Origin of the sequence: Desulfovibrio sp. 1214_IL3152 (genome assembly GCF_036763055.1) — a bacterium.
GTDB lineage: Bacteria > Desulfobacterota > Desulfovibrionia > Desulfovibrionales > Desulfovibrionaceae > Desulfovibrio.
Map to the genome: position 1 here is coordinate 1 of NZ_JBAIYW010000318.1, position 10070 is coordinate 10070.

Below are 10070 nucleotides of genomic sequence, written 5' to 3' on the forward strand. Positions count from 1 at the left end.
ACGGGCTGCGGATGCCGCCGGTGACGCCCTGTTGCGCCGTCCTTATGACTTTGACCGCCGGCTTATTGAAAAGGCCGCGGCCCTGACGCCCGCCCAGGTGCAGGCGGTGGCCGTGAAATATCTGGGACAGGACAACGCATACGAACTGGTGCTGTTGCCCTGACAATGCCTCCGCCCTCGCCAATGCGCGAGGCTGGGGAGCAGTTTGCAGTAACATTGCCAGCGTTGTGCGGCAGCCATTGGCCCCCATCATGCCTTCAGGTTAAGCCTTTCGGCGCAGATCTGGATGCCTGATGGGGGTTCTGCATGGTGCAGCGGGTGAGGTGGAAGGGGGTAGCGCCTCAAAAAAGGAAACATGCCTCAAAGCCTGCGCTTGCGCCGATTTTTGCGGTTTTTTACCAACCTTGAAGGGAGGAAAAATAAGTCTGTGAACTTGTCAGGAATGTTTCTTGAAAAAAAGTGGCCTTTAAAAAACGGCCTATGGCGCGGTTTTTTAGAGGCTCTTTTCAAAAAGCCGCTTGTATCAAGGACTTGAGCAGCCTTGAAATCATCTTCGCAGTGCGCTAGATTGCAGTTCCGCACTGAGGGAAGCCACCAGCCACCATAAACAGGCTGCGGAACTTTCAATAGCGGTTCCGGCAGTGTCAAGCAGGGCAGGGTCCCATTCTCGCCCTGTGCTCTTTTGCGGTCTTTTTTTGGCCCTGAAGTGAGTGTAATTAAAAATTTTTCTCAATATAAACTAGGTATTCCCATGCACCTAGGAAGCCTCTTTTGCTAACCCTAATTGACATGATGCGATTCTTTTGAGATTTTCTAGACATTGAAAGTGCCCTACCGGGCTTAATCGGGAATCCCGTGAAAAGCGGGAGCGGACCCGCCGCCGTAAGCCGGGCAAACTGTCTTTCATCATGCGCCACTGGGCTGAGCCTGGGAAGGCCGAAAGATGGCCGGCAAGCCGGAAGACCTGCTTTCAACTTATCTTAAAGGGTGATGGGTCCCCCCCCTGCAAACCCAATGAGGACAACCGACACGGGGCTTTTGTCGGTCAGTTCCCTGCTGCGGGCAGTCTGCCTTCGGCTACAGGCATGTTCCTGTTTTTTGTTTTGCCCCTCCTTCGGTATCGGTATTTTGCGTCCCTTTTCAGGACGACCCTGTTCACTACGTTCCGGGAGCTTTCTTCCATGCCCGCCAGCATCATCAAGCGCGATGGCACGGCAGTGCCCTTTGATTCTGTCAAAATCCTCAACGCCATCACCAAGGCCAATCAGGCCGTGGGTGGCGAGGATATGTCACCCACTGACCTTTTATTCGTCACCGAAAAAGTTTGTAAAAAACTGAAAGAACGTGGCCTGAAGCACGTTGAAGAAATTCAGGACGTGGTTGAGGAATCATTGATTCAGTACGACTACGCCAAAACTGCCAAGGCATATATCCTGTACCGTGCCGAGCATACGAAAATCCGCAACGCGGAATCGTATCTCATGGATATTTATAAAAAATTGACATATTCCGCCGCTATCCATGAGGATATCAAGCGCGAAAACGCCAATATCGACGGCGATACCGCCATGGGCACCATGCTCAAGTACGGTTCCGAAGGGTCCAAGTTTTTCATTGATAACTATATCTTGCCCAAAGACGCTTCGGCAGCCCATATCCACGGGGATATCCATATTCACGACAAAGATTTCTACATGCTCACGGAAACGTGCTGCCAAATAGATCTTATCCCCTTGTTTAAAAATGGTTTTTCCACAGGTCACGGCTATTTGCGTGAGCCCAACTCCATTGAAAGCTATTCGGCCCTGGCCTGCATAGCCATTCAGGCCAACCAGAACGAAATGCACGGCGGCCAGAGCGTACCCCATTTCGACTTTGCCATGGCCGAAGGGGTTGTGAAGACCTACCGCAAGGAATACGAGCGCGCTTTTTCTTCATTTGTGCGCATTGCCATGCATGTGGACGCTGCGGAAGCGGCGGCCTTTACGGAAAAACTGCTTGCCGAAGCGGCATTGTACCCCCGCCTCGGCTCGGTGGAAGCCCTTGGCCGCCGACTTGTCGAAGTGGCCCCCGAAGGGCGGGAAGCAATGGTGGCCGAGGCTCACGCCTACGCCGTGGAAGAAGCCCTCAAATATACCGAACGCCGCACCTATCAGGCCATGGAAGCTCTTATCCATAACCTGAACACCATGAATTCCCGTGCCGGTGCTCAGGTGCCTTTCAGTTCCATCAACTATGGAACGGACGTTTCGGCCGAAGGGCGCATGGTCACCAAAAATCTGCTCAAGGCTACCAAGGCCGGCTTGGGGAATGGAGAAACCTCCATTTTCCCTGTGCAGATTTTCAAGGTAAAGTCCGGGGTCAACTATAATAGTGAAGATCCCAACTATGATCTTTTCAAGCAGGCCATAGACGTTTCAGCCATGCGGCTTTTCCCCAACTTCAGCTTTCTGGACGCCCCGTACAACCTCCAGTACTACAAGCCCGGTGACTACAATACCGAAGTGGCCTATATGGGCTGCCGCACGCGCGTACTGGGCAACGTATACGACAAGGACCGGCAGGTGACCTGCGGGCGCGGAAACCTGAGCTTTACCTCCGTAAACCTGCCCCGGCTGGGGCTGGAAGCCCAGGGAGACGTGGAGAAGTTTTTTGCCTTGCTTGACGACAGGATTGACCTGGTCTTCCGCCAGCTCATGCACAGGTTTAAAATCCAGTGCTCCAAGAAGGTGCGCAACTACCCCTTCCTGATGGGCGAAGGCATCTGGCTTGATTCCGACAGGCTTGACTGGGATGACAGCGTGGAAGAAGTGCTGAAGCACGGCACGCTGACCATGGGCTTTATCGGTCTGGCTGAAACCCTCAAAGCCCTGCTTGGCGTACACCACGGCGAAAGTGAAGAGGCGCAGAAGCTTGGCCTGGAAATTGTCAGGCACATGCGCAAGCGTTGCGACGAAGAAGCGGAAAAAACCCAGCTGAATTTTTCTCTTATCGCCACCCCGGCAGAAAGCCTCAGCGGCCGCTTCGTGGGACTGGATAAGGCCAAGTTCGGCAGCATCCCCGGCATTACGGACAAAGATTACTACACCAACTCCTTCCATGTGCCGGTGTATTATCCGATCAAGGCTTTCAAGAAAATTCAGATCGAGGCTCCCTATCACGCCATGACCAACGCGGGACACATCACCTATGTGGAGCTGGACGGCGATACGTGCAAAAATCCGGAAGCTTTTGAAAGCATCATCCGCTTTATGCACGATAGTGGCGTGGGCTATGGCTCGGTCAATCATCCGCTTGACCGCGACCCCCTGTGCGGCTACGTGGGTGTGATCAATGGTTGCTGCCCTCGGTGCGGACGCAAGGAAGGCGAAGGCATCAGCCCGGAACTGCTGGAAGAGCTGCGGAAAAAATATCCGCATATTCCCAAGTGGAATTAAGCCGGATTCCGTTTTGAAACGCCGTGCGTTTTACCGGTTCGCGCGGCCGGAACCGGGGTTTTCAGGCACATCCGCGCCTTGCTGATGAACAGTGTTGATTCTGCCGGGCGCTGCCCAGTTACGGCGGCCGCTGATGCGGCCTGTAATATTCACCGTATTTTTTCAAGACCAAGGAGAAAACCAATGTTGATGAAGTCGCGTCTGTACGAAGAAGTGAAGCCCGCGCAAAAGCTGGTGGGGCAGGGCATGGGTTTTGAACGTACCCGCCGCATCACCGGATATCTCGTGGGTACGCTTGATCGCTTCAATAATGCCAAGCGGTCCGAGGAGCGTGACCGGGTAAAGCATGTCTGAAGACGTGATGTCGCAGCCCCTGCGCCTGTCCGGCATTGTGGAAGAATCCATAGTAGACGGGCCGGGGCTGCGATATGTGCTTTTTACCCAGGGCTGTCCGCATCGTTGCCGGGGGTGTCATAACCCGCAAACGCACAGCCTTGCCGGGGGTTTTCTTTTTACTGCAAAGAACGCCCTTGAACAGTTTGATGAAAATCCCCTGCTTGCGGGGGTGACCCTGTCCGGCGGAGAGCCTTTTTTGCAGGCCGCGCCTTTGTGGGCTGTGGCCCAGGGCGTACACGAAAGGGGTAAAACCGTAGTTACCTATACGGGTTACACCTTTGAAACATTGCAGCAGATGGCTGGCAATGACCCCTGGATTGCACGTTTGCTGGATGTGACCGACCTGCTGATTGACGGCCCCTACATGGAAGATTTGCGGGATCTGGAGCTGCGCTTCAGGGGCAGTTCCAACCAGCGGCTTCTGGACAGGGCTGCGCGGCACCGTCTCATGACGGATATGACCGCTTCCGCCTCATGATTTTTCGTCAGCGTTACAAAGAGAGAACCTCCGCCCATAAGGCGGAGGTTCTCTCTTTGTAACGGGCCGATGCCAGGCGCTGTCCCAATTTTCTGGGAGGCAGCCTTACAGCAGATTAACTTTGAGAATATACATTCTCAAAGTTTAAGGCACGCTCACTTCGGCGTTTAACCGCGCAGATAAACTGCGCTTACGCCTCCGTAGCGAACGTCTGCTCACGCAGCCGCCAGAGCAATTTCAAAGTGAAATTGCTCTAACCCGCTGGCGGCTGATCAGCCACAGCCCTATCTGGCGCTTGGTCAGCCTCGGCTTCGTTTGACGAAGCGTGGTCAGCCGTCCTCTCTTTTTTGCCGGATTTGTTGGCGTACTGCTTTGGGGCCACATAGGGAGCAAATGAAACATCCATGCCTTGAATGTGCTCCACAAGCCACGTTTTGAGAAAGTCCAGCAGGGCCAGATCCACACCTGATTTGCCTTCAAGCACTGATTCGCGAAAGAGGAGGACTTTGTCCCTGAACTGCTGATGTATTTCAATATGCTTTTTTGCCCCAGGGTAGTTGGAATGGGCGAAAAATATTTCTTCGGTATTGAAATGGGTAAAGGCGTAACCGGCCAAAGCATCAAGTATTTCCAGCAGCAGGTCAGACGCCTCTTTTTTCATGATGCCCCGGTGCAGCTTGTTAATATAAGAAAGCAGCAGCTTGTGTTGCCCGTCAATCACAGGAACGCCGGTGGAAAAATCGTCCGACCATTGCACGTAGTCTTCCTGCTGTTCCACTTGGCTGGCAACGGGGTCTGTTTCCGGATCGCCCAGAAATGCCGTCATCTGCTCCACATAGCTTTCGCAAAATTCCAGCTCTGCAATGATCCTGTCCAGTAATTGTACGCTGAGACCGTTAAAGAAAGACTCTTGCGCCAGATCAGGGTGTGCTTCAAGCAGCTTTCTGCTCTGTTCAGCCTGATCAGAAGAAAGTTTGTGAATTTTGTTTACAAGTTCATGCAGACTGTCCTTGATCATGATCTGTCCAGTCAGGGCAATTTTGTATTTTTCATGCCATTCAGTGGATTCATGCTGAAATTTTTCAAGATCACGCAAGCTTGCAGATAAAGTACGGCTGCGTTCCTCACTGCGCGCTGTCATAAGATCCGCCATGTCGCGCAGAATACCGCAGTCGGAATCGTGGGGAAGGTGGAGCGTTCCGGGCTGCCGAAGGCTGAGCGAAATGCTCTTTATGGGTTTGAGCAGATCCTGGTAAAGAAAATAAAGCCCGCTGAAACCGCAGAGCAGTCCCACGCCGCCCGCCATATAGGATATGGGGAAGGGCATGAGTAATCCGGCCGCGCTTACGGCAGGAGCCAGGGCCAAAAGTATGATAAATACAGGCATATGGCATCCTTCTATATGGGGCTATATGGGTAAGACCATTCTGCGGTCCAGAGGGATTTCGCTTTGCAACTGTTCTGGCGGCAGCGTGAACAGACGATCGCCACGCAGGTGCAAGCGCTGTTGATTGGGGCTGTTAAGCGCTGTGGAGAGTGCCGTCAACGCATCGAGAATATATATTCTCAAGGCGGCTAACATGCTCTAAACCGTCAAGCTCCGTCCGGAAGAGACAGAAAATGCAGGAGGCTGCCGGGCGGCAGATCAATGGCTAAGGCTGACGCTCGATTCTGTAAGGCTCGGTGTCTGGTGAAGTTCCCCGCCGGGGCTGATCTGGAGGTGTTCCAGCGCCCGGCGGGGAGTGTTTGCGAAGTCTTGTTCCTGCCGGATAACGCTTAATCCTTGAAGGGCGATATGGCCCTGAGAGTCTTGATCACCTGGGGGAAATGCTCAACAACAAAGTCCACGTCATCTTCGGTAGTGTAACGCGAAAGAGAAAGCCGGATAGAGCCGTGAGCAAAGTTAAACGGCACCCCCATGGCCCTGAGCACATGCGAAGGTTCAAGGCTGCCAGAGGTGCAGGCCGAACCGGAGCTTGCGCAGATGCCCAGCCTGTCCAGCATGAGCAGGATAGCTTCCCCTTCCACATTTTTGAAAGCAATATTTGTGGTATTGGGCAGGCGGTTTTCCACATCGCCATTGACCATGCAGTCCGGGATGCGCTCCAGAATGCCGGCCTCAAGCTTGTCGCGCAGCCTGGCTACCTCGATGCGTTCTTCTTGCATGTGGTCCAGTGCCAGTTGGGCGGCTACGCCCAGGCCCGCGATATAAGGCACGTTTTCTGTGCCGGCGCGGCGGCCGCGCTCCTGATGTCCGCCGCGAAGGAAGGGGCGAAAACGTACGCCCTTGCGGATGTACAGGGCGCCTATGCCCTTGGGCGCATGCAGTTTGTGGCCGGAAAGCGAGAGCATGTCGACGGGCAGATGCTGAAGGTCGATGGGGGTTTTGCCCACAGCCTGCACGGCATCGGTATGGAAGAGTATGCCTTTTTCGTGGGCCATTTCCGCCATGCGCTGTATGGGATAAATGTTGCCGACTTCATTGTTGGCAAACATGATGGACACAAGCGCGGTGTCGTCGGACAGCGCCTGTTCGTAATCGTTGAGGTCGAGCCTGCCCTTGCTGTCCACAGCAAGGTATGTGACGCGGTAGCCGTGCCGTTCCCAGTGCTGTATCACGGTAAGCACGGCGGGGTGCTCGACGCGGGTGGTGATGATGTGGCGTTTTTCGGGCTGGGTTTGCAGGGCAGTCCATATGGCGGAGCTGTCGCTTTCCGAGCCGCACGAGGTGAACAGGATTTCGTCAGGGTGGGCACCGAGAAGGTTCGCCAGACTAAGCCTGGCGTTTTCCATAGCCTCGGCCACCTGCCCGCCGAAGCTGTGCATGCTTGAGGGGTTGCCGTACAGGTCGGAAAGATAGGGCAGTATGGCGTCCCGCACTTCGGGCGCCACGGCCGTGGTGGCATTATTGTCGAGATAGATGGTGCGCATGTCCTTATGCCTCCTCGACCACGATGTCGGGTTCCACATGTTCGCGCAAAAGGCGCTGCACAAGGTCGCGAATGGTCACATCGCTGGCGCGGCATTGTGAGCAACGCCCACGCAGGGATACCACTACCCGCAAGCCGTCCACGTCCACCAGTTCGATATCACCGCCATCAGCAGCGAGCACAGGGCGGATTTCTTCATCAATGGTCTTGAGCACCAGTTGCATGCGCTGCACATTGGTCATGCGCGCCTTGGGCTTCAGTTCCACCAGCGGCTTTTGCTTCAGCTCGGCGGCAAGGATTTCGCCTATCTCGTCCAGGCACTCTCCGCAGGCGCCGCCAGCCTTGGTGTAGTTGGTGACCTCTTCCACGGTCTTGAGGCCGTTTTCGCGAATGGCGCGGATGATCTGCGCATCGGTAACGCCGAAACACTTACAGACCAGCTTGCCCTCTTCGTGAGCGTGCGGCACGGGCGGCTCGCCCCTCCATTGACGGATGGCGGCCTCCAGCGCTTCCTGCCCCATGACGGAACAGTGCATCTTCTGTTTGGGCAGGCCGCCCAGGGCATTGGCAATGTCCTTGTTGCTGACCTTGAGGGCCTCGTCCACAGACATGCCCTTGATCATATCCGTCAGCACCGAGCTGGAGGCGATGGCGCTGGCGCAGCCAAACGTTTCAAAGGTGGCATTTTCAATAATACCCTGATCGCTGATCTTGAGATAGAGCTTAAGGGCGTCGCCGCAGGCCAGGCTGCCCACTTCGCCAATGGCATTGGCTCCTTCCAGCGGCCCCACGTTGTGCGGGCGCAGAAAATGATCATGAACGGCTTCAGTATAATTCCACATAATTGCCTCCCGAAGCGGAGTGCTTCTCTGATTCTATTATTTCCTGCAGGGTTCTCTGTTGCAGAAAGCTGCGTATGTGTCCGTCAAGTTCGCTCCAGAATTCACGGGTGGAGCAATGTTTTTCTCTCTGGCATGAGCGGCCTTTGCTGAGGCAGCGCACCGGAGAAATTTCGCCTTCAAGATGCTGAAAAACTTCTTCCATATTGATGTCCGCAGGCGCCTTTGCCAGGGCGTAGCCACCGCCCGAACCGCGCACGGCCCGAAGTATGCCCATGGGGCGCAAGGCCCGGACGATTTGCTCCAGGTAGCCCGAAGAAATGTTTTCCTCGCGGGCTACCTGCCCCAGTTGCAAAAGGCTGCCCTGGGGCTGGGCTGCCAAACGCAGCAGAAAACGCAGTCCATAACGGGTTCTGGTCGAAAATCGCATAAGGCTCCTCGTTTCGGCAAGTGGCCGGATTAGGCTATGCGCCAGTCCGCGTTTCGCGGTTTTGGGCGATGGCGGTGAGGCTGAACGGAGTTTCCTGATACACGTAATAGTTAAGCCAGTTGCAGTAAAACAAATGCGCATGCGCCCGCCAGTTCATGCGCGGCACGGCGGCGGGGTCGTTATGGGGATAGTAGTGTTCCGGCACGCGCGGCTTAAGGCCCCTGTCGACATCGCGGCGATATTCTGCATCCAGTGTGCCTCTGTCATACTCCAGATGGCCGGTCATAAAAACCTGTGAGTGGTCAACACGTTCCACAAGCGTTACCCCGGCCTGCTCAGACTGGGCGAGCAGGCGCAACTGCGGTGTTTCAAGGATATGCCCTGCGCGCACCTCGGTATTGCGCGAGTGCGGCGCAGAAAACGTGTCGTCAAAGCCGCGGAAAAGGCGGCAGTCCGGCAGAAGGATGTCGTGGCTGAAAATTCCGGAAATTTTTTGCGGCAGGCTGAACTTGGGTATGCCGTAAAAATGGTACAGCGCGGCCTGCGCGGCCCAGCAGATATACAGGGTGGAGTAAACGTGGCTCGCCGCATAGTTCATGATATCAAGCAGCTCGTGCCAGTAATCCACGTCTTCAAAGGGCAGATGTTCCACCGGCGCTCCGGTGACTATCATGCCGTCAAAGCTGCCGTGCCGTATTTCGCTGAATGTCTTGTAAAAGCGCTCAAGATGCTGTGCCGGGGTGTTTTTGGACTCATGCGCCTCGGTGCGCAGCAGCGTGATATTGACTTGAAGAGGAGAATTGCCCAAAAGTCGCAGCAACTGGGTTTCAGTGGCGATTTTGGTGGGCATGAGGTTGACGATGGCTATTTCCAGGGGGCGTATGTCCTGAGCGACCGCGCGGTCTTCGGTCATCACGAAGATGTTTTCACTTTCCAGAGCGGAGCAGGCGGGCAAATCCGCCGGAATCTTAATGGGCATATCCTCTTCCTTGACACTGACATTGCACCGGGATGCGGCACAGTTTTGGTGTTGCTGAACCAGCGGCGGATCCCGGCAGCAAGCGTTGCGGGACCCGCCTTAAAACATAGCGATTAGATATGTTTTGTCAAGATACTATAACAGGCGCTGCTTTTTGCGCCGCTGTCTGCGTTGTGTTGTTGGCTATCGTTACAGTTTGACCACATGGCATTCCATTTTCAGGTCACTTTGCGCATTTTTGAGGGCCTGCTGGGCCAGCCGTTCAAGTCCCCCGCAGCAGGGTACGCTCATTCGCAGCACCGTAAGCCCCGCGATCTGCCCTGATGCTATGATGGCCGTGAGCTTTTCCAAAAGGGCGTCATTGTCCTCAAGCTTGGGACAGGCGATGACGGGTATGCGCCCTGCAAGCCAGTCTTTATGCAGGTTGGGCAGGGCAAAACCGGCACAGTGGGCGGCCAGCAGCACTTGGGCCCCCTTGAGAAACGGGGCCGTAGCCGGAACCAGCCGCAACTGGATGGGCCAGGAAGGCAGATCCACCGCAAGGCCGGGATTGGCTGAAGCCCTACCGGGTGTCAGGGGTT

Annotated in this window: 8 protein-coding genes, 1 pseudogene and 1 riboswitch; of the genes and pseudogenes, 3 read left to right on the forward strand and 6 right to left on the reverse strand. The window is 55.2% G+C overall.

The window, feature by feature from the left end:
• The first annotated feature begins 807 nt into the window (after positions 1-807).
• Positions 808-986: riboswitch (cobalamin riboswitch) on the forward strand.
• Positions 987-1181: 195 nt separating this feature from the next.
• From V6C07_RS06830 to nrdG, 3 genes are all read left to right on the forward strand, one after another.
• Positions 1182-3437, forward strand: coding sequence for an anaerobic ribonucleoside triphosphate reductase (locus tag V6C07_RS06830; RefSeq protein WP_333535601.1), 2256 nt, complete (start codon positions 1182-1184; stop codon positions 3435-3437).
• A gap of 183 nt (positions 3438-3620) precedes the next feature.
• Positions 3621-3791: an anaerobic ribonucleoside-triphosphate reductase gene (nrdD, locus tag V6C07_RS06835; RefSeq protein ID WP_333535602.1), complete on the forward strand. Its 171-nt coding sequence runs from the start codon at positions 3621-3623 to the stop codon at positions 3789-3791.
• Positions 3784-4311, forward strand: a complete 528-nt coding sequence (gene nrdG, locus V6C07_RS06840; RefSeq protein WP_333535603.1) for an anaerobic ribonucleoside-triphosphate reductase activating protein — start codon at positions 3784-3786, stop codon at positions 4309-4311. The genes nrdD and nrdG overlap by 8 nt, the downstream gene beginning before the upstream one ends.
• Positions 4312-4564: 253 nt before the next feature.
• Here the strand turns inward: nrdG and V6C07_RS06845 are convergent, their stop codons facing one another.
• The 6 genes and pseudogenes from V6C07_RS06845 to V6C07_RS06870 all read right to left on the reverse strand — a co-directional run.
• Complete coding sequence (locus V6C07_RS06845; protein WP_333535604.1) at positions 4565-5698, reverse strand: bacteriohemerythrin; 1134 nt, start codon at positions 5696-5698, stop codon at positions 4565-4567.
• A gap of 389 nt (positions 5699-6087) precedes the next feature.
• On the reverse strand, positions 6088-7242 hold the full coding sequence (nifS, locus tag V6C07_RS06850) for a cysteine desulfurase NifS (protein WP_333535605.1): 1155 nt from the start codon (positions 7240-7242) through the stop codon (positions 6088-6090).
• A gap of 4 nt (positions 7243-7246) precedes the next feature.
• A complete protein-coding gene (nifU, locus tag V6C07_RS06855; RefSeq protein ID WP_333535606.1) occupies positions 7247-8083 on the reverse strand; it encodes a Fe-S cluster assembly protein NifU in 837 nt (278 codons plus the stop codon).
• A complete protein-coding gene (locus tag V6C07_RS06860; RefSeq protein WP_333535607.1) occupies positions 8067-8510 on the reverse strand; it encodes an RrF2 family transcriptional regulator in 444 nt (147 codons plus the stop codon). Before V6C07_RS06860 ends, nifU begins: the two co-directional genes overlap by 17 nt.
• Before the next feature lie 34 nt (positions 8511-8544).
• Positions 8545-9489 carry a homoserine O-acetyltransferase MetA gene (gene metA / locus V6C07_RS06865; protein WP_333535608.1) on the reverse strand — a complete coding sequence of 315 codons (945 nt, stop codon included), beginning with the start codon at positions 9487-9489 and terminating at the stop codon, positions 8545-8547.
• A 189-nt stretch (positions 9490-9678) separates the two neighbouring features.
• Positions 9679-10070, reverse strand: a pseudogene (locus tag V6C07_RS06870) (ferredoxin); the annotation flags it as partial.

Coding starts and splice junctions, on each gene's coding strand:
- V6C07_RS06830 (WP_333535601.1), top strand. CDS start 1,182: ATGCCCGCCAGCATCATCAAGCGCGATGGCACGGCAGTGCCCTTTGAT.
- nrdD (WP_333535602.1), top strand. CDS start 3,621: ATGTTGATGAAGTCGCGTCTGTACGAAGAAGTGAAGCCCGCGCAAAAG.
- nrdG (WP_333535603.1), top strand. CDS start 3,784: ATGTCTGAAGACGTGATGTCGCAGCCCCTGCGCCTGTCCGGCATTGTG.
- V6C07_RS06845 (WP_333535604.1), bottom strand. CDS start 5,698: ATGCCTGTATTTATCATACTTTTGGCCCTGGCTCCTGCCGTAAGCGCG.
- nifS (WP_333535605.1), bottom strand. CDS start 7,242: ATGCGCACCATCTATCTCGACAATAATGCCACCACGGCCGTGGCGCCC.
- nifU (WP_333535606.1), bottom strand. CDS start 8,083: ATGTGGAATTATACTGAAGCCGTTCATGATCATTTTCTGCGCCCGCAC.
- V6C07_RS06860 (WP_333535607.1), bottom strand. CDS start 8,510: ATGCGATTTTCGACCAGAACCCGTTATGGACTGCGTTTTCTGCTGCGT.
- metA (WP_333535608.1), bottom strand. CDS start 9,489: ATGCCCATTAAGATTCCGGCGGATTTGCCCGCCTGCTCCGCTCTGGAA.